This is a genomic window from Lysobacter sp. F60174L2 (assembly GCF_052547135.1).
In genome coordinates this window covers 102,569-126,673 of record NZ_JBQWRA010000003.1, presented here as the reverse complement: position 1 = coordinate 126,673, position 24,105 = coordinate 102,569, and the positions used below count along the sequence as shown (strand labels likewise).

20 protein-coding genes and 3 tRNA genes are annotated in these 24,105 nt (G+C 65.9%); 4 read left to right on the top strand and 19 right to left on the bottom strand.

Annotated features, from left to right (window positions below; translation table 11 throughout):
* Positions 1–119: 119 nt before the first annotated feature.
* Entirely contained in the window at positions 120–1,820 is a 1,701-nt protein-coding gene (locus ACT9AS_RS09580; protein WP_445099912.1) for a GMC oxidoreductase, read from the top strand.
* A 51-nt stretch (positions 1,821–1,871) separates the two neighbouring features.
* Here ACT9AS_RS09580 and ACT9AS_RS09575 read toward each other — a convergent pair whose 3' ends face one another.
* The 12 genes from ACT9AS_RS09575 to uvrB all read right to left on the bottom strand — a co-directional run bounded on the left by ACT9AS_RS09575 (position 1,872) and on the right by uvrB (position 13,646).
* Positions 1,872–2,957, bottom strand: coding sequence for a TraB/GumN family protein (locus ACT9AS_RS09575; RefSeq protein ID WP_445099911.1), 1,086 nt, complete (start codon positions 2,955–2,957; stop codon positions 1,872–1,874).
* 152 nt (positions 2,958–3,109) lie between these two features.
* A tRNA-Pro gene (locus ACT9AS_RS09570) sits at positions 3,110–3,186 on the bottom strand.
* Between the two features lie 67 nt (positions 3,187–3,253).
* On the bottom strand, positions 3,254–3,610 hold the full coding sequence (locus tag ACT9AS_RS09565; protein WP_332613675.1) for a MerR family transcriptional regulator: 357 nt from the start codon (positions 3,608–3,610) through the stop codon (positions 3,254–3,256).
* Positions 3,603–3,917 (bottom strand): integration host factor subunit alpha, encoded by a 315-nt coding sequence (gene ihfA / locus ACT9AS_RS09560; RefSeq protein ID WP_445099910.1) that lies wholly within the window; start codon positions 3,915–3,917, stop codon positions 3,603–3,605. The genes ACT9AS_RS09565 and ihfA overlap by 8 nt, the downstream gene beginning before the upstream one ends.
* Positions 3,918–3,929: 12 nt before the next feature.
* Positions 3,930–6,320 carry a phenylalanine--tRNA ligase subunit beta gene (pheT, locus tag ACT9AS_RS09555; protein WP_445099909.1) on the bottom strand — a complete coding sequence of 797 codons (2,391 nt, stop codon included), beginning with the start codon at positions 6,318–6,320 and terminating at the stop codon, positions 3,930–3,932.
* A gap of 12 nt (positions 6,321–6,332) precedes the next feature.
* The gene (gene pheS, locus ACT9AS_RS09550) at positions 6,333–7,343 is read right to left on the bottom strand and encodes a phenylalanine--tRNA ligase subunit alpha (RefSeq protein WP_445099908.1); all 1,011 of its coding nucleotides are present in this window, start codon (positions 7,341–7,343) and stop codon (positions 6,333–6,335) included.
* Positions 7,344–7,577: 234 nt separating this feature from the next.
* Positions 7,578–7,937: a 50S ribosomal protein L20 gene (gene rplT, locus ACT9AS_RS09545; protein ID WP_445099907.1), complete on the bottom strand. Its 360-nt coding sequence runs from the start codon at positions 7,935–7,937 to the stop codon at positions 7,578–7,580.
* A 13-nt stretch (positions 7,938–7,950) separates the two neighbouring features.
* A complete protein-coding gene (gene rpmI, locus ACT9AS_RS09540; RefSeq protein WP_332613670.1) occupies positions 7,951–8,148 on the bottom strand; it encodes a 50S ribosomal protein L35 in 198 nt (65 codons plus the stop codon).
* Between the two features lie 389 nt (positions 8,149–8,537).
* Positions 8,538–9,062 (bottom strand): translation initiation factor IF-3, encoded by a 525-nt coding sequence (gene infC / locus ACT9AS_RS09535; protein ID WP_445100347.1) that lies wholly within the window; start codon positions 9,060–9,062, stop codon positions 8,538–8,540.
* A 62-nt stretch (positions 9,063–9,124) separates the two neighbouring features.
* Entirely contained in the window at positions 9,125–11,041 is a 1,917-nt protein-coding gene (gene thrS, locus ACT9AS_RS09530) for a threonine--tRNA ligase (protein ID WP_445099906.1), read from the bottom strand.
* A 416-nt stretch (positions 11,042–11,457) separates the two neighbouring features.
* A tRNA-Val gene (locus ACT9AS_RS09525) sits at positions 11,458–11,532 on the bottom strand.
* Between the two features lie 65 nt (positions 11,533–11,597).
* Complete coding sequence (gene uvrB, locus ACT9AS_RS09520; protein WP_445099905.1) at positions 11,598–13,646, bottom strand: excinuclease ABC subunit UvrB; 2,049 nt, start codon at positions 13,644–13,646, stop codon at positions 11,598–11,600.
* A gap of 153 nt (positions 13,647–13,799) precedes the next feature.
* Between uvrB and ACT9AS_RS09515 the strand changes: the two genes are divergently transcribed.
* Together ACT9AS_RS09515 and ACT9AS_RS09510 are read left to right on the top strand one after the other, a co-directional pair.
* Positions 13,800–14,336, top strand: a complete 537-nt coding sequence (locus tag ACT9AS_RS09515) for a GspH/FimT family pseudopilin (protein ID WP_445099904.1) — start codon at positions 13,800–13,802, stop codon at positions 14,334–14,336.
* A gap of 50 nt (positions 14,337–14,386) precedes the next feature.
* Positions 14,387–14,463 (top strand) — tRNA-Asn (locus tag ACT9AS_RS09510).
* 61 nt (positions 14,464–14,524) lie between these two features.
* Here ACT9AS_RS09510 and ACT9AS_RS09505 read toward each other — a convergent pair.
* From ACT9AS_RS09505 to ACT9AS_RS09480, 6 genes are read right to left on the bottom strand one after another with little or no spacing between them, the layout of a single operon-like run.
* Entirely contained in the window at positions 14,525–15,010 is a 486-nt protein-coding gene (locus tag ACT9AS_RS09505) for a type IV pilin protein (protein ID WP_445099903.1), read from the bottom strand.
* Between the two features lie 3 nt (positions 15,011–15,013).
* The gene (locus tag ACT9AS_RS09500; RefSeq protein WP_445099902.1) at positions 15,014–18,637 is read right to left on the bottom strand and encodes a PilC/PilY family type IV pilus protein; all 3,624 of its coding nucleotides are present in this window, start codon (positions 18,635–18,637) and stop codon (positions 15,014–15,016) included.
* 17 nt (positions 18,638–18,654) lie between these two features.
* Positions 18,655–19,161, bottom strand: a complete 507-nt coding sequence (locus tag ACT9AS_RS09495; RefSeq protein WP_445099901.1) for a PilX N-terminal domain-containing pilus assembly protein — start codon at positions 19,159–19,161, stop codon at positions 18,655–18,657.
* A 53-nt stretch (positions 19,162–19,214) separates the two neighbouring features.
* Positions 19,215–20,210: a PilW family protein gene (locus ACT9AS_RS09490; protein ID WP_445099900.1), complete on the bottom strand. Its 996-nt coding sequence runs from the start codon at positions 20,208–20,210 to the stop codon at positions 19,215–19,217.
* The gene (gene pilV / locus ACT9AS_RS09485; protein ID WP_445100346.1) at positions 20,207–20,674 is read right to left on the bottom strand and encodes a type IV pilus modification protein PilV; all 468 of its coding nucleotides are present in this window, start codon (positions 20,672–20,674) and stop codon (positions 20,207–20,209) included. The genes ACT9AS_RS09490 and pilV overlap by 4 nt, the downstream gene beginning before the upstream one ends.
* Before the next feature lie 28 nt (positions 20,675–20,702).
* A complete protein-coding gene (locus tag ACT9AS_RS09480; protein WP_445099899.1) occupies positions 20,703–21,305 on the bottom strand; it encodes a GspH/FimT family pseudopilin in 603 nt (200 codons plus the stop codon).
* 131 nt (positions 21,306–21,436) lie between these two features.
* On the opposite strand from ACT9AS_RS09480, the gene ACT9AS_RS09475 reads away from it, so the two are divergent.
* A complete protein-coding gene (locus tag ACT9AS_RS09475) occupies positions 21,437–22,489 on the top strand; it encodes a histidine kinase (protein ID WP_445100345.1) in 1,053 nt (350 codons plus the stop codon).
* 130 nt (positions 22,490–22,619) lie between these two features.
* Here ACT9AS_RS09475 and ppnN read toward each other — a convergent pair whose 3' ends face one another.
* Positions 22,620–24,002 carry a nucleotide 5'-monophosphate nucleosidase PpnN gene (gene ppnN, locus ACT9AS_RS09470; RefSeq protein ID WP_445099898.1) on the bottom strand — a complete coding sequence of 461 codons (1,383 nt, stop codon included), beginning with the start codon at positions 24,000–24,002 and terminating at the stop codon, positions 22,620–22,622.
* Positions 24,003–24,105: the final 103 nt, after the last annotated feature.

Genomic DNA, 24,105 nt, shown 5'->3' with positions numbered 1-24,105 from the left:
GGACCGCCGGGGCACCTCCCCCCGTTTCTGGCCGGCACGCCGGCCTCGTCGCGTTCCTTTCCGATAGCCCCGCGTCTGCACTGTGGCCGGCGCGGCTATCCCGGAAAGGGGAACATTTCTTGATCATCAATTATGGAGACGGTGCGTGCCCGGCGGATATTGACGCGGACATCTGCATCATCGGCGCCGGGGTCGCGGGCCTGTCCGTCGCGCGCCCCTTCATCGGCACGGCGGTCACCGTCTGCATCGTCGCGGGCGGCGGCATGGAAGCCGAAGAGAGGTACCAGGCGCTTTACGAAGGCTCCTCGATCGGTAACCCGCCATTCGACCCGGCCGCCTCGCGGATGCGCGCGTTCGGTGGCACCTGCAATCTCTGGGGTCGCGGCTGCATCCCGCTGGGAACCGCGCTGGACCGGCGCAACTGGGTCCCCCACAGCGGCTGGCCGGTAACCTATCCCGAGCTGGAGGCCGACTACCGGCAGGCGCGGGCGTTTTGCGGGATCGAGTCCCACGAGTTCGCCAAGGGCTCGTTCCTGACCCCGCCCGAGCTGGCCCCGCTCGACTTCGACGAGCGCAAGCTGGTGACCCGGATATTCGCGGCAAGCCCGGTCCACTTCGGCAGCGCGTACCAATCGGAATTCGAACAGGCGCCGAACGTGCGGATCCTGCTGCATGCCAACCTGACCGGACTGCAGGCCGCCCCCGGCGGCACCGCCGTCGAGGAGGCGCGGATCGCGACACTGGATGGAAAACGCGGCCGCGCCCGGGCGCGGCACTACGTGCTGGCGGCGGGCGGCATCGAGAACGCGCGGCTGCTGCTGCTGTCCGACTCGGTGGTACCGCACGGCCTCGGCAATGACCGCGACCTGGTGGGGCGCTACTTCATGGACCACCCCAGCGGGAAGCTGGGCACCATCGTCACCGGCAGTCCCGAGACGCTTACACGCCCCTACGACCGCAACCTCGCGAAGCGTCCGCTGCCTTCGCACCCGGAGATCTGCCTGTCGGAGAAGGCGCAGGAGGACCACCGGATCCTCAACGGACGCCTTCGTCCCTTCGCGGTGGAGGGGGCGGTGCCGAAAGGCATCCAGGCCCTGCGCGGACTCAAGGCGGCCCACCGCGCCCGGTCGCGGGACTGGGAACTGTCATTGAAGGAACGGCTGTGCATCCGCCACAACGGCGAGCCCCAGTACGTCCGCGAGGTCGTACCGCCCACCGAGAGCACCGCCAGGCTCGCGCTGGACCTGGGCCTGGGTGTCGGCGACCTGGCCTGGGCCGTCGGACGCAAGCTGGCCGGCAAGCCCACGGTGAAGACCGAACGCGTCGACGTGGTCGGCTACTTCGAGCAGGCCCCCAACCCCGCGAGTCGCATCACCCTGGGCCGCGAGACGGATGCGCTCGGCCTGCGCAGGGTCTGCGTGGACTGGCGCCTGAATGCGCTGGACATGCATACCTACCGGGTCGCCGCCCGCCTGTTCGGGGACGAACTGGCGCGCGTATGCAACGGCCGGTTCGAACTGGAGCCTTGGTTGCGTGCGGATGACAACCCGGTTCCGGAGGTCTTCGGCACCTCGCACCACATGGGCACCACGCGCATGTCCGACGACCCCGCCAGTGGCGTCGTCGACCGCGACTGCAAGGTGCACGGTGTCGACAACCTGCACGTGGCCGGCAGCTCGGTGTTCCCCGCTGGCGGCTGGGCGTTCCCGACATTCACGATCGTGGCGCTTGGGCTTCGCCTGGCCGGGCGCCTGCGCACGCGGCTGGAGCAGTCGCCGGTCGAGCTCGCAGAAATGCCGGCGAGGCAGGCGGTCGCATGAGGCGACCGCTGGACCCGTGACGTTCGAAAATCCGGGCAGGACGATCGCCAGTCACTCCGTTCCCGTTACCGGAGCCGCGTCCGAAGCCTGCGGCGCCTCCGGTCCGTGCACCACATACCCCTGGCCCTGCAGCTTGGCCAGGTAGCCGTCCGCCGCGAGTACCTGCTCCATCGGCAGCAGCGCGAGCGTGACCGCGTGTTCCGCCAGCGCCTTCTCGGCGGCCTCCAGCCACGCACGCTCGATCTGCATCGGCAGGTCATCGTAACCGAGCCGGCGCCCGATATCGCTCTGCAGCACCGACTCCAGGCAGCTCCATTCCAGGCTGTCGTAAGGCAGCCGCCTCAAGGTTTCCAGGTCACCGATCGCCCAGGCATTGGCGCGTGCGGCCAGCTTCGGCAGTTCGTGTTCGAGCACCGCCACGGTGCGCTCCAGGCATGCGGTGTCGTCGAGCGATGCGCGGTTGAACTCCTTCAGCAATTCACGCGGGGCATCGATGGATGTCCTGACCTGGATCGGCGTCGGCTTCAGCCCCGCCCGCGCGGCCGCGGCGTTGATCACCGGAGCCACCACGTTGCTGTCCAGGCCCAGCCGCTCCATGGCCTTGCGCTCCAGCTTTTCCGCGGCAAACATCGGCCGCCAGCGCTCGATTCCAAACTCCCAGCCCAGGTACTTGTCTTTCTGCACCTGCCAGCGTGCGTGCAACGCCGGTGGCAGCACGTCCTCAAGCTCGGCACCGTCGGGGTTTCGACGCGCACGCAGCGCCGCCGGCAGCAGGCTCAGGCCCTTGAAGATGCCGACGTCGGAATCGACCACCCACATCGGCGACTGCAGTATCTGCCCGGCCCGGGCCACCACCGCCTCCACCTCGGCCGATTGCCAGGTCATCGCATCGGGCAACGGCGACACCACCCCGAGTACCCACATTTCGTGGTCGCCGCGCGACACCTTCCACATCCCCGGTCCCGGCTGCACGCCGGTGACCATGACGGTGTCGAGATCGCGGATGGCGCCGCGACCGGATTCGTCGACGTCGCCCGATGGCAGGGCTGGTGGCGTGGCGAGGGCCGCCACGGCGGTGGCGGCCGGCGACGGGGCGCCCGCCAGCGCAACAAGGCCCATCAACAAGGCTGCGTGCATCGCATGAACTCCATTTCGGATCGGGGAAGAAGCGCCTGGCCCGCGACTGGTGATGCCGCCGCGTCCATGCGCGAGGTCCGACCGCGCTGCCCGGATACAAGTTCCCCGAACGGCAAACGCCCGGCAGGGCCGGGCGTCGGACGATTTCGAATTGGTCGGGACGGCCGGATTTGAACCGACGACCACCTGTCCCCCAGACAGGTGCGCTACCAGGCTGCGCTACGCCCCGATTTGATGCGATTTCCGCCTGCTTGGAAGCGGGCGGCAAGTATAGCGGTTTTGCCCGCTTGGAAGAATCAGCGGCGCAGCAGTTGCAGGACTTCTTCCAACTCCATCCGCACCTGCTTGATGATCTGCGAGCTCAGCGCGGACTCGTCCTTGCCGGCCTCGCCTTCCAGCCGCAGGCGGGCGCCACCGATGGTGTAGCCCTGCTCGTACAGCAGGCCTCGGATCTGCCGCACCATCAGCACCTCGTGGCGCTGGTAGTAGCGGCGGTTGCCACGGCGCTTGACCGGGTTGAGCGTGGGAAACTCGGTTTCCCAGTAGCGCAGCACGTGCGGCTTGACGTCGCACAGCTCGCTGACCTCGCCGATGGTGAAGTAGCGCTTGGCCGGGATCGGCGGAAGTTCGCGGTTGCTGCCGGGATCAAGCATGCGACGCTCCTGCCGGTGCGCCGGAATAGGCTTCCACCCGCTCCTTCAGCTTCTGGCCGGGGCGGAAGGTCACCACGGTGCGTGCCGAGATCGGAATTTCCTCGCCGGTCTTGGGGTTGCGGCCGGGACGCTGGTTCTTGCGGCGCAGGTCGAAATTGCCGAAGCCCGACAGCTTGACCTGGCGTCCGCCTTCCAGCGCCTGGCGCAGGGAGTCGAAGAATGCGTCGACGAATTCCTTCGCCTCGCGCTTGTTGAGGCCGACCTCGTCAAAGAGTCGCTCGGCCATCTCCGCCTTGGTCAGTGCCATCGCCTGCTTCCTTCAGCCGCGGATCGCGGCATCGTGCTCGTGTTGCAGCGTCGTGGTCACGGCGGCAATCGCCGCGTCCACTTCACCGTCAGTCAGCGTGCGTGATTGTTCCTGCAAAATCAAGCCCATAGCGAGACTCTTGCATCCTGATTCAACGCCCTTGCCCTGGTACACGTCGAACAGCACGAGGTCGCGCAGCACCGGGCCGGCCGCCTTGCGGACGCTGGCGGACAGCGCGGCCCAGCTGACCGATTCGGCGACCACGAACGCCAGGTCGCGACGGACCGACGGGTATTTCGACTGACCGCCGGCCTTTGGCAGCGGACGCGCCAGCAGCGGCGCGAGGTCGAGTTCGAACGCGACCACGTCGACGTCGATCTCCAGCGCATGCTGCAGGCGCGGATGCAGTTGGCCGATCCAGCCGAGGCGGGTGTCCTTGCCGCCATCGTCGAGCCGCCAGACATCGGCCGAGCGCCCCGGGTGCGCCCACGCCGGCTGCGAGGGCCGGTAGTCGAGGCGCGCGCCGGACAGCGCGGCGAGGCTGTCGAGGTCGCCCTTGAGGTCGTGGAAGCCGACCTTGCGTTCGGCGATGCCCCACTGCTCGGCCACGGCATCGCCGCAGGCGACCGCGGCGATGCGACGGGTGTGCAGCGGCGCGGCGTTGGCGACCGCGGTGAACACGTTGCCCAGCTCGAACAACCGCACCCGCGACTGCTGGCGCGCGGCGTTGCGGCCGAGCGCGGCGACCAGGCCCGGCAGCAGCGACGTGCGCATCACGCCCAGTTCGGCGCTGAGCGGATTGGCCAGCGGCACCGCGCCGTCGGTCAGGCTCCACGTGGCGAGCAGGTCGGCATCGACGAAGGCGTAGTTGATCGCTTCCAGGTAGTCGCGGGCGGCGAGCTGGCGGCGTACGCCGGCGTCCTCGACGGTCTCCTCGCTGGGCGCCACCAGCCGCGAGGCGCCGGCCGGCAGCGTGGTCGGGATCGCGTCGTAGCCGTGGATGCGGGCGATCTCCTCGATCAGATCCTCTTCGATCGCGATGTCGAAGCGGCGGCTCGGGGCGGTGACCTGCCAGCCGTCGGCATCGGCTTCCACCGTCAGGCCGAGCGCGGTGAGGATGCGCTCGATCTCGGCATCGGCGATTTCCAGGCCGAGCACTCGCGCGACGCGGGCGCGGCGCAGGGCGATCGGCTGCGGCTGCGGCATGTGTTCGGGCAACGCCGCTTCGACCACCGGGCCGGGCGTGCCGCCGGCGATGTCGAGGACCAGCCGGGTCGCGTACTCGATCGCGGTGCGTGGCAGCGCGGGGTCGACGCCGCGCTCGAAGCGGTGCGCGGCGTCGGTGTGCAGGCCGAGCTTGCGGCTGCGGCCGATGATCGCGTTGGGCGCGAAGTGGGCCGACTCCAGGAACACGTTGCGGCTGGCGTCGGTGACGCGGCTGTCGAAGCCGCCCATGACACCGGCCAGCGCGACCGGACGGTCGGCGTCGGTGACCAGCAGGAACTGCTCGTCGACCTTGGCGTCGCGGCCATCGAGCAGCTTCAGCGATTCACCGGCGCGGGCGCGGCGCACGCCGACCGGACCGGTCAGCAGGTCGCGGTCGAAGGCATGCATCGGCTGGCCCAGCTCCAGCATCACGTACTGGGTCACGTCGACCAGCAGCGACACCGGGCGCACGCCGCTGCGGCGCAGGCGTTCGGCCATCCACAGCGGAGTCTGCGCAGCGGCATCCACGCCCTCGATCACGCGGCCGCAGTAGCGTGGCGCGTCGGCACCGGCGTGCAGCTCGATTTCGAGCCGGGCGTCGCTGGCGGCGGCAACCGGATCGATCGCCAGCGGCGCAACCGCACCACCGGAAGCGGCGGCGACGTCGAAGGCGATGCCACGCACCCCGAAGCAGTCGGCGCGGTTGGGGGTCAGCTTGATCTCGATGCTGGCGTCGGGCAGGTCGAGCAGTTCGCCGACTGGCTGGCCGGCGACGGCGGACTCGGGCAGTTCCAGCAGGCCGGAGGCATCGTTGTCGGTCTCCAACTCCTTCGCCGAGCACAGCATGCCGAACGACTCCACGCCGCGCAGCTTCGCCGGCTTGATCTGCATCCCGCCCGGCAACACCGCGCCGACCTTGGCCAGCGGCGCCTTCAGGCCAGCGCGCGCGTTGGGGGCGCCGCAGACGATCTGCACGGTCTCGCCATTGCCGGCGTCGACCTGGCAGACCTGCAGGCGGTCGGCCTCGGGGTGCTTTTCGGCGCTGAGGATCTGCGCGACCACCACGCCGTCGAGCGACTCGCCCAGCGCGGTGACCTCCTCGACCTCGAGGCCGATCGCGGTCAGCGTCGCCACCAGTTCGTCGCGGGTCGCCTGGGTCGGTACGTGCTGGCGCAGCCAGCTTTCGGAGAATTTCATGGTCGCCCCCGGTTACGCGAACTGGCGCAGGAAGCGCACGTCGTTGTCGAAGAAGCTGCGCAGGTCGTCGACCCCGTAGCGGAGCATCGCGAAGCGCTCGACGCCGAGGCCGAACGCGTAGCCGGTGTACTTCTCCGGATCGATGCCGACGTTGCGCAGCACGTTCGGATGGACCATGCCGCAGCCGAGCACTTCCAGCCAGCGGGTGCTGCCGTCGGGCTGCTGCCAGGCGATGTCGACCTCTGCCGAGGGTTCGGTGAAGGGGAAGTAGCTCGGGCGGAAACGCATCTCGAAGTCGCGCTCGAAGAACGCGCGCACGAACTCGGCCAGGGTGCCCTTGAGGTCGGCGAAGCTGGCGTGCTCGTCGACCAGCAGGCCTTCGACCTGGTGGAACATCGGGGTGTGGGTCTGGTCGCTGTCGCTGCGGTAGACCTTGCCCGCGGCGATCATGCGCAGCGGCGGCTGGCCGCCGGCGGCGAGCAGGTCCTTCATGTAGCGCACCTGCACGCCCGAGGTGTGGGTGCGCAGCAGGCGGCCGTCGTCGAAGTAGAAGGTGTCGTGCATCGCCCGCGCGGGATGGTGCGGCGGGAAGTTCAGCGCCTCGAAGTTGTGCCAGTCGTCCTCGATCTCGGGGCCGTCGGCGAGCTCGAAACCGAGCCGGCCGAAGATGTCGGCGATGCGTTCGAGGGTGCGGCTGACCGGGTGCAGGCCGCCACGGGCGCCGTCGATGCCCGGCAGGGTGACGTCGATGGTTTCCGAGGCCAGGCGGGCATCCAGCGCGGCGGCATCCAGCGCGGCCTTGCGCTCGGCCAGCGCGGTCGACAGGGCGTCGCGCGCCTTGTTGATCGCCTCGCCGGCGGCCTTGCGCTGGTCGCCCGGCAAGGTACCGAGCTGCTTGAGCTGGGCGGTCACGCTGCCGGACTTGCCGAGCAGGGCCACCCGCAATGCCTCGATCGCCTCGGGCGACCCGGCGGCGGCGATGTCGGCCAGTGCCCGGCCGGTCAGTGCTTCGATGTCACTCATGCGCAATCCTGAAAATCACCAGCGGCCCCAATGTAGGAGCGACGTGAGTCGCGACCTGTACATCGTCCCACGGGTTCGGCGGGTCGCGACTTACGTCGCTCCTACAAGCCAGAGGAAGTCCCGGGACAAACTCACTCCCCAAAACGAAACATGGGGAAGGACTTGCGCCCTTCCCCATGCGTGTACTTCGTTGCCTGACCGTCGCGCGGCGAACCGCGCGGACGATGCGACACCTTACGCTGCGAGCGCGCCCTTGGCCTTCTCGGTCAGCGCGGCAAAACCCGCCGCGTCGTGCACGGCGATGTCCGCCAGCACCTTGCGGTCGAGGGTGATGCCGGCCTTCATCAGGCCGTTCATGAAGCGGCTGTAGCTCATGCCGTTGGCGCGGGCGGCCGCGTTGATGCGGGTGATCCACAGCGAACGGAAATTGCGCTTCTTCTGCTTGCGGCCGATGTAGGCGTACTGCAGGGCCTTCGTCACCGCCTGCTTGGCGACGCGGAAGACCTTGCGGCGGGCGTGGTAGTAGCCCTTGGCCTGCTTCAGGATTTTCTTGTGGCGCCGACGCGCCTGTACACCACGTTTGACTCGTGCCATTTCTCAGTCCTCCTCAGGCGTACGGCAGCATGCGGGCGATACGGCCGGCATCTTCGGCGCGGACGTGGTTCGTCTGCCTCAGGTTGCGCTTCCGCTTGGTCGACTTCTTGGTGAGGATGTGGCTACGGTTGGCGTGGCCGCACTTGAACTTGCCGGAAGCGGTCTTGCGAAAACGCTTCGCCGCTCCACGGTGGGTCTTGATCTTGGGCATTGCGGATGTCCTTTCGGGTTCTTGTAACTGGCCTGGGCGGTGGCATGGCCACTCTTTCCGTCCTGCCCGGTCCGGTTGTAAGTCGTTGATCGCGAAGGAAACCTTCGAAATGCAGCGACGTGTCCTGGGTGGTGCGTGCAACATCCCGGCGAACCGGGCCGGCCATTATGGGGGTTGAGGTGATGGCTTGCAAATCAGCCGTGCGACAGAGCTCGCCAGGGTGTAGGAGCGACGTAAGTCGCGATTTCACTGATATCCGGATTCGCCGTGAGATCGCGACTTACGTCGCTCCTACAAAAGGCGGGCTCCCGGTTGGCGGGCCATCCAACACGGCAACAAGAAAGGCGCCGTTCGGCGCCTTTTTGCGGGTCGGATCGAAGCCGGCCGGATCAGGTCTTCTTCTTCGGCGCGATCATCATCACCATCTGCCGGCCTTCAAGGCGCGGGCGCGACTCGATCACGATGTCCTCGCCCAGATCGGCCTCGATCCGCGCAGCCATTTGCCGGCCGAGCTCCTGGTGGCTCATCTCGCGGCCACGGAAGCGGATGTTGACCTTGAGCTTGTCGCCCTCTTCCAGGAACTCGCGCATCTTGCGCAGCTTGATCTGGTAGTCGCCTTCATCGGTGACGGGGCGGAACTTGATCTCCTTGATCTCGATCTTGTTCTGCTTCTTCTTGGCTGCGTTGGCCTTCTTCTGCAGGTCGAACTTGTACTTGCCGAAATCCATGATGCGGCAAACCGGCGGATCGCCGTGCGGCTGGATCTCGACCAGGTCCAAGCCACTGTCCATTGCCAGTTCGAGCGCCTCGTCGCGCGAGAGTACGCCGACCATCTCGCCGTCGGCGCCAATGACGCGGACGCGGGGGACTCGGATTTCCTGGTTCTTGCGATTCGGCTTGTCGGGGGTGCTGATGTTGCGATCTCCGGTATGGGCGTACCCATGGGGTTGTACCGGCCGCCTCGCGGCCGGGTCGGTCAGGCCAGGTTGCCCTGGTTTGCGTCTGCTTCACGTAAACGCGCGGCGAATTCGGCGACGGTCATCGACCCCAAATCCTCCCCTCCGCGGGTACGCACCGCAATGGTGCCGGTTTCCTTCTCGCGGTCTCCGACCACCAGCAGGTACGGCACGCGCTGCAGCGTGTGCTCGCGGATCTTACGGCCGATTTTCTCGTTGCGCAAATCGCTTTCGACCCGGAAGCCTTGATCCGCAAGGGATCTGCGCACCTCGTCGGCAAAATCGCCCTGGGCGTCGGTGATGTTCATCACCACCGCCTGCACCGGTGCCAGCCAGGCCGGGAACCGGCCCTCGTGGTGCTCGATCAGGATGCCGATGAAGCGCTCCATCGAGCCGACGATGGCGCGATGCAGCATGACCGGGTGACGGCGCTGGCTGGCCTCGTCGATGTATTCGGCGCCGAGGCGGGCCGGCATCATGAAATCGACCTGCATGGTGCCCAGCTGCCAGGTGCGGCCGATCGCGTCGCGCAGGTGGTATTCGATCTTGGGGCCGTAGAAGGCGCCCTCGCCGGGCAGCTCTTCCCACTCCACTCCCGCCGCTCGCAGGGCCGAACGCAGGGCGTCCTCGGCCTTGTCCCAGGTGGCGTCGTCGCCGAGACGCGGCTCCGGGCGCAGGGCCAGCTTGACCTGCACGTCGCTGAAGCCGAACGCGGCGTAGACCGCCATCGCCTGGGCGTGGAACGCGGTGACCTCGGACTCGACCTGCTCCTCGGTGCAGAACACGTGGCCGTCGTCCTGGGTGAAGCCGCGCACGCGCAGGATGCCGTGCAGCGCGCCGGAGGGCTCGTTGCGGTGGCAGGCGCCGAACTCGCCGTAGCGGATGGGCAGGTCGCGGTAGCTGTGCAGGCCGTGGTTGAACACCTGCACGTGGCCCGGGCAGTTCATCGGCTTGAGCGCGTAGGTGCGCTTCTCCGACTCGGTGAAGAACATGTTTTCCTGGTAGTTGTCCCAGTGGCCGGACTTCTGCCACAGCGACACGTCGAGGATCTGCGGGCAGCGGACCTCGGCGTAGCCGGAGTCACGGTAGACCTTGCGCATGTACTGCTCGACAACCTGCCAGATCGACCAGCCCTTCGGGTGCCAGAAGATCAGACCCGGGGCCTCTTCCTGCAGGTGGAACAGGTCCTGCTGTTTTGCGATCTTGCGGTGGTCGCGCTTCTCGGCCTCCTCCAGTTGGTGCAGGTAGGCCTTGAGCTCCTTGTCGTTGAGCCAGGCGGTGCCGTAGATGCGGCTGAGCATCTGGTTGTTGTGGTCGCCACGCCAGTACGCGCCGGCGACCTTCATCAGCTTGAAGCTGCGCAGCTTGTCGGTACCGGGGACGTGCGGGCCACGGCACAGGTCGGTGAACTCGCCCTGGCTGTAGAGCGAGAGGTCCTCGCTGGCCGGGATCGATTCGATGATCTCGGCCTTGTAGTGCTCGCCGATTCCCTTGAAGAAGGAAACCGCCTCGTCGCGCGACTTGACGCTGCGGCTGACCGGCTGGGCTTCCTTGACGATCTTGAGCATCTCCGCCTCGATCGCCGGCAGGTCCTCGGGCGTGAACGGACGCTCGTAGGCGAAGTCGTAATAGAAGCCGTTGTCGATCACCGGGCCGATGGTGACCTGCGCGCCCGGGAACAGGCGCTGCACGGCCTGGGCCAGCAGGTGGGCGGTCGAGTGGCGCAGGATTTCCAGCGCGTCGGGGTGCTTGTCGGTGACGATCTCGAGCGCGGCGTCGTGGTCGATCCGGAAGCCGGTGTCGACCAGCTTGCCGTCGACCTTGCCGGCCAGCGCGGCCTTGGCCAGGCCGGGGCCGATCGAGGTGGCGACGTCGGCGACGGAGACCGGGTTGTCGAATTCGCGGCGGGAGCCGTCGGGAAGGGTAATCGCGATCATGAAGGGGTCTGGAAGGCTCTTGTAGGAGCGACGTAAGTCGCGAACGCGCCGGCAGTCGTCAGGTAGTGGATATCGCGACTTGCGTCGCTCCTACAACGGAACCGGTTTTTCGAGAGGCGGCAGAAGATCTGTCGCAAACAAAAAGCGCCACGAGGGCGCCTGCGCAATGCGGAAGCCCCGGGCTCAACGATGGGCGGTGGTAGTGTCCATGTCGCACGCTCGGCCGGCGCGTTGGCGCGGGCCACCCTCGAAAACGGGCCGGCTGGATGCCGACCGACCCTGCAATAGTTGGGGACAACCCGGCGCAAGTCAACGGCGGCGCGGGCGTGGCGGCAATCCGGTGGCCGTGCGGGATCACCACGCCGGGTCCACAAAGCAAAAACGGCCGGGGGATACCCGGCCGTTTTCGCAACATTTGGTGGGCGGTACAGGGTTCGAACCTGTGACCCCTACCATGTCAAGGTAGTGCTCTACCGCTGAGCTAACCGCCCTTCGCCTGCAACAACCCGGCGAGAGGGCGCGCAGTTTATCCCGGGCCGCGGCGCCGGGCAATAGGTCAGGCGCCGAATCCGAGTTCTTTCAGCTTGTGCAGCTCGTCGCGGGCGGCGGCGGCCTGCTCGAACTCCAGGTCGCGGGCGTGCTGGTACATCTTCTGCTCCAGCTTCCTGATCCGGGCCGCCAGCTGGCCGGGGCTGAGCGCGGCGTACTCCGCGGCCTCCTCGGCGACCTGGCGGGCGCGGTTGCGGCCCTTGAGCGCGTCCGGGTCGACCCGCGCGCCTTCCATGATGTCGACCACCTCGCGCACCACCGACTGCGGGGTGATGCCGTGCTCGGCGTTGTATTCGAGCTGCTTCTCGCGGCGACGATCGGTCTCCTCGATCGCCGCCTGCATCGACCTGGTGACCTTGTCGGCGTACAGGATCGCCTTGCCGCGGACGTTGCGAGCGGCGCGGCCGATGGTCTGGATCAGCGAGCCGGTCGAGCGCAGGAAGCCCTCCTTGTCGGCGTCGAGGATCGCCACCAGCGACACCTCCGGCATGTCCAGCCCCTCGCGCAGCAGGTTGATGCCGACCAGCACGTCGAACTTGCCCAGCCGCAGGTCGCGGATGATCTCGACACGCTCCACGGTGTCGATATCCGAGTGCAGGTAACGCACGCGGACGTTGTGCTCGCCGAGGTACTCGGTCAGGTTCTCGGCCATGCGCTTGGTCAGGGTGGTGATCAGCACGCGGTCGCCGAGCGCGACCCGCGCGTTGATCTCGCCGAGCACATCGTCGACCTGGGTACCGACCGGGCGGATCTCGACCTCCGGGTCGATCAAGCCGGTCGGGCGCACCACCAGCTCGGTGACCTGCCCTTCGGACTTCTGCATCTCGTAGTCGCGCGGGGTGGCGGAGACGAAGATCGAGCGCGGCGAGCGCAGCTCCCATTCCTCGAACTTCAGCGGGCGGTTGTCCAGCGCCGACGGCAGCCGGAAACCGAACTCGACCAGGGTCTCCTTGCGCGAGCGGTCGCCCTTGTACATCGCGCCGATCTGCGGGACGGTCACGTGCGACTCGTCGAGCACCAGCAGCGCGTCCGGCGGCAGGTAGTCGAACAGGCACGGCGGCGGCTCGCCGGGCATGTGGCCGGTCAGGTGGCGGCTGTAGTTCTCGACCCCGTTGCAGTAGCCGACCTCGGCCAGCATCTCCAGGTCGAACTGGGTGCGCTGGGCCAGCCGCTGCGCCTCGACCAGCTTGTTCTGCGCGTACAGCTGCTCCAGCCGGACCCGCAGCTCCTCCTTGATCTCCTTGACCGCGTCGAGCACGGTGCGACGCGTGGTGACGTAGTGCGACTTCGGGTAGATGGTGTAGCGCGGCAGCTTGCGCAGGGTCTCGCCGGTCAGCGGGTCGAACGCGGTGACGTTCTCGATCTCGCCGTCGAACAGCTCGATCCGCACCGCCTCCATCTCCGACTCGGCCGGGTGCACGTCGATCACCTCGCCACGCACGCGGTAGGTGCCGCGGCGCAGCTCGGTGTCGTTGCGGGTGTACTGCATCTCGGTCAGCCGGCGGATCAGCTCGCGCTGGTCGATCCGCTCGCCGCGGACCATGTGCAGGACCATCCGGAAGTATTCGTTGGGGTCGCCCAAGCCATAAATCGCCGACACCGTGCAGACAATGATCGCGTCGCGCCGCTCCAGCAGCGCCTTGGTCGCCGACAGCCGCATCTGCTCGATGTGCTCGTTGACCGAGCTGTCCTTCTCGATGAACGTGTCCGACGCCGCCACGTAGGCCTCGGGCTGGTAGTAGTCGTAGTAGCTGACGAAGTACTCGACCGCGTTGTGCGGGAAGAACGACTTGAACTCGCCGTACAGCTGCGCCGCCAGGGTCTTGTTGGGCGCCATCACCAGGGTCGGCTTCTGCACCGCCTGGATCACGTTGGCGATGGTGTAGGTCTTGCCGGAGCCGGTGACGCCGAGCAAGGTCTGGTGCGCGAGGCCGCTCTCGAAGCCTTCGACCAGTTGGGCGATCGCCTGCGGCTGGTCGCCCGCCGGGGAGTACGGCGAGACCAGTTGGAACCTGCCTTCGGTTGGCGGTGCTGGGATGTGGCTGTCGTCGTTCATCGTGTCGGAGCGTCGGGCCGCGAAACCCCCAGTGTAGGACGACACGGGATGGGGGCGGGCGCGGGGTTTCCCTACCCTGCGGGTGGTCGTGCGCCGATGGCCGTTCATGCGTCCGTGGGTGACGCTGGCGGCTTCCCGAATGGAGTCGGTGCAATGAGGCAGGAAGCCCGTGGGTTCACCTTGATCGAGTTGATGGTGACGCTGGTGGTTCTGGGGACAACGCTCGTGCTGGCGGCCCCGTCGCTTTCCAGCCTGTACCGGGAGCTCAATGCTACGGCCGTCTATCACCAGTTGACCGTCTCGCTGGCAGTCGCCCGGATGGGCGCGGTCCGGCGCGGCCAGCCGGTCAGTGTATGTCCAAGCCGTGACGGCCAGCGCTGTAGCGACGATGTCGTGTGGGATGACGGCTGGATCGTGTTCAGCGATCCTCAGCGCAATGGCCAACCGGTATCGGTCGCGGCGGTACTCCATCATGTGGAGCGGGTTGGTCCCGGATTGGCCCTGCGCAGTACGGGAGGCCGTACCCTGTTGCGGTTCGCACCCGACGGCTGGTCACACGGCAGCAATGTGAGCATTCGCCTGTGCCGGGAGGACAAGGCCCTGCTGCTGGGCAAGGTGGTGGTGAACGTCGCCGGACGGTCACGGACAGAGCGGACCGACGGCCCCCTGGAATGTCCTTTCATGCCTTGAGCGCGCCAAGGCTTGACCCCTGCCCTGCAACGCTTACAATGCGCATCCCCGCCCGAATAGCTCAGCTGGTTAGAGCACTTGACTGTTAATCAGGGGGTCGTTGGTTCGAGTCCAACTTCGGGCGCCAGATTCCAAGGAAAAAGGCCTGCATCGCTGCAGGCCTTTTTTTGTTGTGTCGACGAGGGAAGCTACCAGCACTCCCCGACCGATGTCCCGCTGGTGCTCACCGACTTGGTGCCGGCCTGGTTGATCGACAGCGTCCCGCAATGGGTGTCCTTGCTGGCTTGCTGCCCCTCTGGCACCCCCTCGATGGCGTACGAGGTGGCGGTGGTGCCTGCGGCCAGTTGGATTGTGTAGTGGATCGCAATGTCGGAAGCACATTGCATTGCCGGCAGCGCTACCGCAGTGCCGCCCGCGTCCGTGTCGTACCTCAGGTTGGTGGTATAGAACCGCTCCATGAACTGCGCCGCTTCAAGCATGCAGGCAGTGGCCGCCGCACGTCGCGTCTTGATGACGTGGTTCTGATAGCTCGGATAGGCGATCCCCATCAGGACCGCAATCACGAGGACGGCAATCATCAGTTCGATCAGGGTGAAACCCGCGGCCCCCAACCTTTTGCGCCCTCGGACGTAGCCGGCACGCCAGACGGGACTGCTTTTACCTACATTATTCATGGATCAATCCCCCAGAATTTCGCGCCAGGACACCCGGCCGAAACCCGGGCCCCATTGGAACTCGATACAGCCTGGCTTGCCAGCTGAGCCCATTCCGCAGAACTGGCCACCCCCACCGTTAAGCAACGTTGCAAGATCGGTGGGCATGCCAATCCCCGTATCGATGGATCCGATTGGCGTATTGGTATCGTTCTCGCCGTTACCATCGGAGTCGGATGGCAACGAGTCGCTGTCATCGAAATTGCCGTCGCCATTCGCGTCAACGAACGGAGAACCCACAGCGCCACCGGTAAAAGCGTCGATAAAGTTGAAGAAACCGGAGCCGTCGGTTGCACAACCGGTGCTCCCGGGAATGATGCTTGACGCGACCAGCACATTGCCCGCGACCACGAACTGGTCCCCGATCATGCGCTCGCCCGCTGCCGTACCAGGTGGTGGCGGCGTCTCGAGATCCACTACCCACCCGCGGAAGTTCGCCATATCGCCGACAGCCGCCTGCTCGAACGCCCTCACCGGCTTGCCATCGATGGTTCCCGCCAACACCAGTTCGCGTTCCCGAAGCGCCGCCCGCCCTGCAATGGCCGTCCCGTTATCCTCGATGCCATACCAGCTCTGGACCGACATGTCGGTGGGGTCGGTCTCTTCGATATAACGCCCGGTACCAAAGAACACCCACGGGGTGAACGTGGCGGGGTTGTACGCGAGCGTTATTCCACCGGTGATCGGCTGGCGCAATGTCGCATCGCCGCTTGCGGTCGCGGTGAACAGCCGGCTGACGCTCCAGGCATTTTCATCGGTACTGGTGAGGTCGAACTTCCAGACGTTGCCGTTCAGGTCTCCGGCGTAGACGAAGTCAACGGTTCCGTTGCCATCGTTGTCGACGCCAGTGGGGACTGACAGGCCGTTTTCCGTATCGGCACCTGTATCGATCTTGGCAATCAGCGCGCCGGTCTCCAGGTTGATCACGAACAGCGCGGCGGTCTCGCTGACGCTGTTGATCCCGTTGGAGACGATCGCCGCCATGGTTCCGTTGGCGCCTACGTTGACACGCGCGATCTGCGGCTTGCCCAGCACCATGCCCATGTCGTCGTCGCCGGCAAACTCCCAGCTCCGGCCGGAACCGGGGAATGTCGTCGGGTCGGTTACATCCAGGCCATAAACGCCTCGTCCACCACGGCCCAGGGTGCCGACCAGGAAATTCTCGCCGGGAGTCTGTGCCCTGGTCGAGACGACGATTGGTCCATCGACAAAATACTCGTGGACGAAATCATTCCGCCTCGCCAGCGCCGCGAGCTTTTCCGTTTCCAGTATTCCCGGCACATAGGTGAACCGCTCTTCTCCGTTCGCCGCGTTGATGGCGTGCAACATGCCATCGTTCGCGCCGACATAGATCGTTTCGGTGGTGCCTTCCGCCACGTACACCGGTGAGGAATTGACGATATCGCCGAACAAGTGGGTCCGCGTGCGATAGGTGGTGCCCTCACCGCTGCGGTCGCCCACGATGTAGTCGGCGATTTCCTGGCCCAGGACCGCCAGCTGGTCGTCCGTCGGGAACGTATCCGCCGCCGCGGCGGCTCCATTGATCCCTCCATAGGTGAGCACGTTGCGGCCCGTGGCGGGTATACCCTCCGAGGCCACCCAGACGGGGGGATCCACGACCCCATTGCCTTCGAGCGAATACGCCGACACCTCGCCGGTCCAGCGCCCCGCCACAAAGCTTGCGGCATAGGTGCGGGTATTGGCATTGATGGTGAAACTGTTGAAGGCGATATTGGAACCCGAGCTGGTGCGCTCGTCGATCGAGGCCAGCGCCGACCTCAGTGCAGCGGTGAACTCCTCGGGGTTGCTCGCCGCTGCAAAGGCCCCATGGCCATTTACAGCGGCGTGCAGCAGGTCATCGATACGCTCGTTGTCCTCGTCGTCGGTCGGATCGGGCCAGTCAAAGCCGTTCGCACCGTCGCGCATGACATCCGCAACCGTCCTTTGCGGCAATGTCCCCTGCAGTCCAAGTGAAATCCCGAAAGTAACCATGTGCTGCCAGAACGCGGGGTTCGGCGTACTCGAAGGAACGATATTGGCCATGTCCGGCATGAGATCGGTCTTCCAGTACATCATGGCCACGTCAGCCAGGGTATTGGAAGCACTCGCCTGGAAAGGCGCCGAAGGCGTGTAGGTCGGCGTCCCAGAACCGGTTTCACCCGGCTTGGTGACGTTCTCGCCCGCCGTGCTGTCCTGGTCACCCACATTGACGGTATTGCTGTTCCAATAGCCGTCTGTAGTGAGGATCGAGAAGTTCTGCCTGCACTCGAGCGGCGAGGCTTCCGGCCCGTAGGGCCCCCTGGTTCCCGTAGTCCCGGTCAGTTCATCGCTGTAGTACCGGCCCATCCGGTCAAGGGCGTCCTTCAACGGGGTGCCGTTGTTGGCCCGCGCAGCGTGCAGCCGGGTAAACCAGGTGGTTCGATTCGTCGAGTTTCCCTCATCCTCGAACAAACCATTGTTCGAGCCTACGTTGATCAGGAACTCGGCGTTCTGCGACGACTGGTCGGGGCCCCAGATGGTGGTAAATCCAACCCGGTAATTTGCACCGGCCAAGTCAGAGAAGGCCGCACTGGCGCCCCCCTTCGCCGCTTTCAGGCGGGTCCGGTAGTAGGAATACCAAGTAGCAAAATTTTCCGCTTCGGCCTGCGGCGTGCGGCCAGTGGGGGTTTTGGCAATGCAATTCCGCCAACCAGTATCGTCGTCGGTTTCGCAGCCGTTTCCATCCTGACCGTAATCGACCAGTAGGTTCACATTATCGAACCAGTTGTCCGCACGGATGTCTACATAGTAGACACCCTGCCGCGAACTATTGAAGGTACAAGAGTGGCTGTTGCCGTTTCGCGTCTCATGGCAATCATCCCCGTTATCCCTATCCGGCCAATCGCCGAAGTTGACGTAGAGATCAGCGTCACCATCACCGCCCCAGATTGAAAACCTAAGACTCGAGGAATCCGCCGGCACGGTGACTTGATACTTTTTCGACGCCCTATTGCTGGCACTTATCGATGTTTCGGACAGCAGAACAGTTCGCTCAGGCGAGGGATAATCATCGGACGTTCCGTATTCGCTTTGGTAAACCGAGCCGTCGGTCCGTATCTGGTATCGATAATAGCTTGACGTCTGACCCAAATCTACGCCATCGGACTTCGGGACATAATAAGTGTGCACCTCATCCGATATATCTTCCTCATCGGTGGCCCTTTCGTCGTCATCCCATACCGAATCCAGCGAGGTACCTCCTGCCACGAAGCCGCCGTCGGCAGTCCTCCACGGGTCGTACTCGACATGCGGGTTGTAGTACATCGTGTTGCGGGGGTAGGCCTTAAGCTTGATGTTTTCCGGAGAAACACTCGGCACGGAGGATGAATTGAAGGCGCCCGGCATGAAGTCCCATTCCATGGATCCGGAGTCGTCCAGGATCAACATGATGTTGGGGGCCAACGGAGTGCCCACCTGCAGCGGCACCGGCGGAATGGTCAATGCCGCGTGGCTCGGCAACCCCAACAATGTCGCGAGAAAAGTCGCGGTGAGTGCGACCATCGAATGCCGGGCAGCATGCCGCTTGTACTTTCGGTTGGACGTTTTCATGGATTCTGGTTCCCGGCTCAGGGCGACGGAATGCGAAGCACGGATTGCAGCGTCACGCTGGCGCGCCCTTCGGCGCTGTAGCGCGAGCTGATGCGATAGACATTGGCCTTGCAGAGAGGATCCTTCGGCCTGCCGTTGGGCCCGAGAATGGCGTCGCACTTGGGCGTGGTATTGAACTCGCCCAGATACTCGACCAGATATTGCAGGTCGTCGGCTTCCGGAACCGCCAGGGTATTCCCGGCCAGCGCGGTTGCGGGCTGCCAATCGGTGGTGCCTAGTGACCGGTCCAGTCCATTGGTGGGCGGAGGGCAAACGCCATTGCTGCAGGTGTTCCCGGTTGGCAACACGGTCAGTGCTGCCGCCACCGCCTCACCTTGGCGCAATGCGGCCTCGGCCGCCTGGAATCCCAGGCTGCGATCGAACATGTTGGCCGTCATACGCTCTTCCAGCAGCGTTCCACGCAGGCTCGCGAGCCCGAGCAGGGTCATGATGAGCAGCAGGATGAGGACGACGATCAGAGCCACGCCGCGCTGTTGTCGCGGTGCACGGGACAGCGTCGGGAGATGCCTTGGGTAAGTCATATGTTGCGATTCCGCAGTGTTACGACATGGGTGATCTGGCGCCGCAGGCCCCGACCGTCGGTACCCACCTTGATCCGGTCTTCCTCGGTGCCCTGCTGTCCTTCAAGCCCCAGCGCGATACGGACGGCGGTCACGTCCTTCCAGCGTGTCCCCACCGTGGTGGCGTTGACGTAGCTGGTGGCCCCCGGCAGGAGGTAGGTCAGCTCCAGATCGAGCACCCCGTCGATGATCTCGGCGGGTGCCGACCCCATCGCCCGCTGCCACAGCGAATTGCCGCCACGATTGTTTGGCGCCACGTACCACTGCACCGCGTCGACCTGGGCCATCATGGCCTGACCGTTGGCGGCGGTTGAGTAGGTGTAGCTGGTGCTTCCGCAGGCGCCGCCAAGACCCAGGTTGGTGCCGCAGTTGCCCGTGGTTCCCACTGGCACGGTGCTGCCCGACGGGGTGCCTGCGTGGAAAATCGTGCCCTGGTTGCCATCGCAGACCATGACGACATCGCCAGCCGCAAACCCGTCTGCGGCAGCGCTCAAGGTGAACTCCGATGAGGCGAAACTGGCGACGGTGGTGGCGCCGCGTGTGGCGGAATGCACCTGGATGGCATCCGTGCCCGCAAGACTGCCCGCAAGCGCTCCGCTCTCGAAGCCACGCAGCCCGGTGCCCCAACTGGCCCACCAGTCCGTCTCGTTCAGCAGATTGGCTACCGGCAACATCATCGCGTCGGCACCGGTGGCCGGAACCGGTTGCGGTTGCCGGCACGGGGTCCCATCGGCCTCGCGTATGTCGCGGGCGAGCAGCTCGAAGCCCATCCGCGCGCTTTCCTGGATGCGCCCGAGGCTTTCCGTCGCCTTGTAGGTCCGGCTGTTGGACATGAATATGCCAATGGCTCCTCCGACCACAAGCAATCCGAGCAGCAGTGCAATCATCAACTCGATGAGGGTGAACCCGGCCGCAGCCGCCCCTTGCCGGTAACGTGGCGCATGCAGGCTCATAGCTGGCTCACCGTGTTGATCGAGTAATTGGCGGCGCCACCGGTCGCGCGGGTCTCATCCCATTCCACGGTCACGGTGCAGACGTTGGCAACGCAGTTGATCGTGCCGCAGGCGGTGGCGCCCAGCGCAGCATGGAGATTGGTCATCCACAGCCTTCTGTCGTTGTCGGCCAACGTCGCGGTCGCAGTCGGGACGTCGCATGTACGCGCGAGGTCGTATGCGTCGATCGCTGCGGTCTTTGCGGCTGCATCGTTGACCGCGTTGGCCGGTATCGCCGCGCGGATCGAATCCAGGATCGCGTAGCTCTCCATCACGGCCTGGCTCCGCGCCAGCGATCCCTGGGCATTGCGAAGCGCGGTGGCCTGCAATGCGGCCACGCCGAGAAGCCCGATCGCGAGGATCAACACGGCGATCAGGACCTCGATCAGGCTCATGCCGCGATTGGACCGATGACCATGGAGCATGGGGTGTCGTTTCATGATGTTCCCGGAATCAACTGTTGCCCGGAGCGCCACAGGCGCCATTCCCGGTATCGCGCTCTATGAATACGCGGGTACCGGTACCAATCGTGACGTCCCGGACGTTGTCGCTCGGGATCGTCGTCGGTACGCATGCCCTGACCTTCGCCTGCAGCAGCGCCCCGGCCGTGTCCCGGGCAAAGCCATCAGACCGGAACACCAGCGTGCCGGCCGTCATGGCCGCACTGCTTTGAAGCGTGGCGGGTGCCTGGACGGTGTAACTCAACAGGACCGCCTCGCCCGCGTCCGCGGTGTTGTCGCTATCGGTGTCCGCGAATACGATCCAGCCCGCCCAGTTACTGCCACCGGCACAGCTGGCTCCATCGGAAGACCCGCACAACACGACACGGGCATTCCGGCGAACCGCTTCGGCACGGGCAAGCTGCAGCCCGGCAACGAGCTCGTTCGCTGGCGCGGTGATGCGGCTGGAATTGTTGAGGTAGCGAAATCCAGGCACCGCCATTGCCATGGCAACGCTCATGACAACAAGGGTGATCATCAGCTCGACAAGGCTGAACCCTGCGGGTGAACTGCTTGAGCCATGGACGCGTCTTGCCTGGCCGACTGTCAACTGCATCGTCCCCTCCCCGGGATGATCCGATTGCACACGGTAGACGCGTCCGGCGGCGATCGCCAGAAGAGACCGATGGGCGGCCGCGGAGGCAGCGTGAGCGGCGCAAGAAGCCCAAACGTCGCATTGCAGGCATGATGCAGGCTTCCTCCGCCTACACCTTCCCGATGCCGCAGATCACCACGACTCCCGGACCGCTGGATGCGTTATGGCAGGCACCCGCAATCATCTGGGTATTGCTGGCGGGCGAGTGCCTGGCGGTCGCGCTGGCGCTGGCACCGGGCGTCCTGGTCGATCGATGGGTCTATTTCGGCCTGGCGTCACTGGCGATCCAGTGGGTGGCGCTGCTTACCCTGGGGTCGCTGTATCTGTTCCGCCGGGCATTGGCCACGATACGGCCGCAGCGACTTGCCTACATCGCCCTGGGCCTGCTGCTGGTCAATACATGGTTCGTCGTCGGACTGGCCTGGGTAACGCTGCGCGGGATCTGGCTGATGGACGAAGACCAGTGGTCGACACTGGTACTGCAATCGACCGGGTTGGTCCTATCAGTCGGCCTGCTCGGCCTGGCCGCCTTCCACAACCACTGGCGTGGCCGCCTGCACGCGGTGCGCGCCAAGCAGTCGGAGCTGCAGGCGCTGCAGGCACGCATCCGGCCGCACTTCCTGTTCAACACCCTCAACACCGGGGCGGCGCTGGTGCACCAGCAGCCGGAAGCGGCCGAGCGTTTGCTGCTGGACCTGGCCGACCTGTTCCGGGCGGCGCTGGCGGGGCCACGGCAGATCTCGCTGGAGGACGAGCTGTCGCTGGCGCGGCGCTATCTGGAGATCGAGGCGCTGCGTTTCGGCGACCGGCTGAGGGTGCGCTGGGAGCTGCCGCGTGAGCTGCCGGCGGTGACGGTGCCGGCACTGTCGATCCAGCCGCTGGTCGAGAACGCGATCCGGCACGGGGTCGAGCGGTTGCCCAGCGGTGAGATCGAGGTCGCGGTCAGCACCACGCCGGACACGGTGATCGTGCGGATCAGCAATCCGGTCCCGCGGCCGGGTGGCCTGGCGGTGCCGGGGCACCAGGTCGGGCTGAATGCCTCGCAGGTGCGGATCGAGGCGCTGACCGGGGGGCGCGGCAACGTGCAGACGCAACTGCTGGAGGGGCGGTTCGTGGCGACGGTGCGGTTGCCGGTCGGGGGCTAGGAAGCAAGAGCGCCCTCACCCCGGCCCCGCTTCGTGCCCCGGCCTGCGCCAGCGGCGCAGGCGCTAGACGACATGCGCGCCAATGGCACGCAGCCGCCTCGTCCCTCAAGCGGGAGAGGGAGCAAAGCGGCTACGAGACGACGCGATAGCAGGGTTTGTAATCCCCGGCGATCTTCATCCGGCGCTGTTCGACGAAGGCACGCAGCAGCGCATCGAGCGAGGCCATCATTTCCGGATCGCCATGGATCTCGAACGGTCCGAACTGCTCGATCCGGCGCATGCCGTCCTCCTTGACGTTGCCGGCGACGATGCCCGAGAACGCGCGGCGCAGGTCGGCCGCCAGCTCGTGCGGCTTGCGGCCCTGGTGAAGGTCGAGCCCGGCCATCGCCTCGTGGCTCGGCACGAACGGCCGCTGGTACTCCAGCGGGATGTTGATCGACCAGTTGAAGAAGAACGAGTCGCGCTGGGCGATGCGGTGTTCGCGCACCTTGCGCACGCCGGCGGCCATCTGCTTGGCCACCGCCGCGGGATCGCCGGTGATGATGGTGTACCGCTCGGTCGCCTTGTCGCCCAAGGTCAGCCGGATGAATTTGTCGATCTGCTCGAAGTACGGCGCCGATGCCGTCGGGCCGGTCAGCACCAGCGGGAACGGCACGTCGGCGTTCTCCTCGCGCAGCAGGATGCCGAGCAGGTACAGGATTTCCTCGGCGGTACCGACGCCACCCGGGAACACCACGATGCCGTGGCCCAACCGGATGAAGGCCTCCAGCCGCTTCTCGATATCCGGCATGATCACCAGGTGGTTGACGATCGGGTTGGGCGACTCGGCGGCGATGATGCCCGGCTCGGTCACGCCGATGTAACGCATCTGGCGCTTGCGTTGCTTGGCATGGGCGATCGTGGCGCCCTTCATCGGCCCCTTCATCGCACCGGGCCCGCAACCGGTGCAGATGTCCAGCCCGCGCAGGCCGAGGTGGTAGCCGACGTCCTTGGTGTACAGGTACTCCTCGCGATTGATCGAGTGGCCGCCCCAGCACACCACCAGGTTGGGCTCGGCCGGCTGCAGCACGCGCGCATTGCGCAACAGGCCGAACACCGCGTCGGTGATGCCTTCGCTGGTCGACAGGTCGCGCCCCCCCTCGACCCCGAGGTCGATCGCGGTATAGGCCAGGTCGCGCACCACCGCGGCCAGCAACTCGGCGACACCGCGGATGATCTGGCCGTCGACGAACGCCAGGGCCGGTGCGTGGTGCAGGTCGATCCGCACGCCGCGATCCTGCTGGTGCACCTGGATGTCGAAGTCGGGGTAGAGCTCCTGCGCGGCGCGCGGGTCGTCGCTGGCGCTGCCGCTGGTCAGCACCGCAAGCGCACAGCGGCGCAGGAGTTCGTGCAGGCCGCCGGCGGATGCATCGGCCAGTTGCGCGACTTCGGCGCGGGACAGGACATCGAGGCCACCGCGCGGGTGGATGCGGGCGTCGACGGTTGGCAGGGTGGCGTTGGCTGGGGCGGTCATCCGGTTCTCTTGTTCGTTTTTTTTCTTCAGTTGGCGACTCTAGCGCACCGGGCAAAAAAACGGCCGGGTTGCCCCGGCCGTTTTCAGTAGCGCTGTGATCCGG

Coding starts and splice junctions, on each gene's coding strand:
- ACT9AS_RS09475 (WP_445100345.1), top strand. CDS start 21,437: ATGCAGGCTTCCTCCGCCTACACCTTCCCGATGCCGCAGATCACCACG.
- ACT9AS_RS09500 (WP_445099902.1), bottom strand. CDS start 18,637: ATGAAAACGTCCAACCGAAAGTACAAGCGGCATGCTGCCCGGCATTCG.
- rplT (WP_445099907.1), bottom strand. CDS start 7,937: ATGGCACGAGTCAAACGTGGTGTACAGGCGCGTCGGCGCCACAAGAAA.
- ihfA (WP_445099910.1), bottom strand. CDS start 3,917: ATGGCACTGACCAAGGCGGAGATGGCCGAGCGACTCTTTGACGAGGTC.
- rpmI (WP_332613670.1), bottom strand. CDS start 8,148: ATGCCCAAGATCAAGACCCACCGTGGAGCGGCGAAGCGTTTTCGCAAG.
- uvrB (WP_445099905.1), bottom strand. CDS start 13,646: ATGAACGACGACAGCCACATCCCAGCACCGCCAACCGAAGGCAGGTTC.
- ACT9AS_RS09515 (WP_445099904.1), top strand. CDS start 13,800: ATGAGGCAGGAAGCCCGTGGGTTCACCTTGATCGAGTTGATGGTGACG.
- ACT9AS_RS09505 (WP_445099903.1), bottom strand. CDS start 15,010: ATGAATAATGTAGGTAAAAGCAGTCCCGTCTGGCGTGCCGGCTACGTC.
- pheT (WP_445099909.1), bottom strand. CDS start 6,320: ATGAAATTCTCCGAAAGCTGGCTGCGCCAGCACGTACCGACCCAGGCG.
- pilV (WP_445100346.1), bottom strand. CDS start 20,674: ATGCTCCATGGTCATCGGTCCAATCGCGGCATGAGCCTGATCGAGGTC.
- ACT9AS_RS09565 (WP_332613675.1), bottom strand. CDS start 3,610: ATGCTTGATCCCGGCAGCAACCGCGAACTTCCGCCGATCCCGGCCAAG.
- ppnN (WP_445099898.1), bottom strand. CDS start 24,002: ATGACCGCCCCAGCCAACGCCACCCTGCCAACCGTCGACGCCCGCATC.
- thrS (WP_445099906.1), bottom strand. CDS start 11,041: ATGATCGCGATTACCCTTCCCGACGGCTCCCGCCGCGAATTCGACAAC.
- ACT9AS_RS09490 (WP_445099900.1), bottom strand. CDS start 20,210: ATGAGCCTGCATGCGCCACGTTACCGGCAAGGGGCGGCTGCGGCCGGG.
- ACT9AS_RS09575 (WP_445099911.1), bottom strand. CDS start 2,957: ATGCACGCAGCCTTGTTGATGGGCCTTGTTGCGCTGGCGGGCGCCCCG.
- pheS (WP_445099908.1), bottom strand. CDS start 7,343: ATGAGTGACATCGAAGCACTGACCGGCCGGGCACTGGCCGACATCGCC.
- ACT9AS_RS09480 (WP_445099899.1), bottom strand. CDS start 21,305: ATGCAGTTGACAGTCGGCCAGGCAAGACGCGTCCATGGCTCAAGCAGT.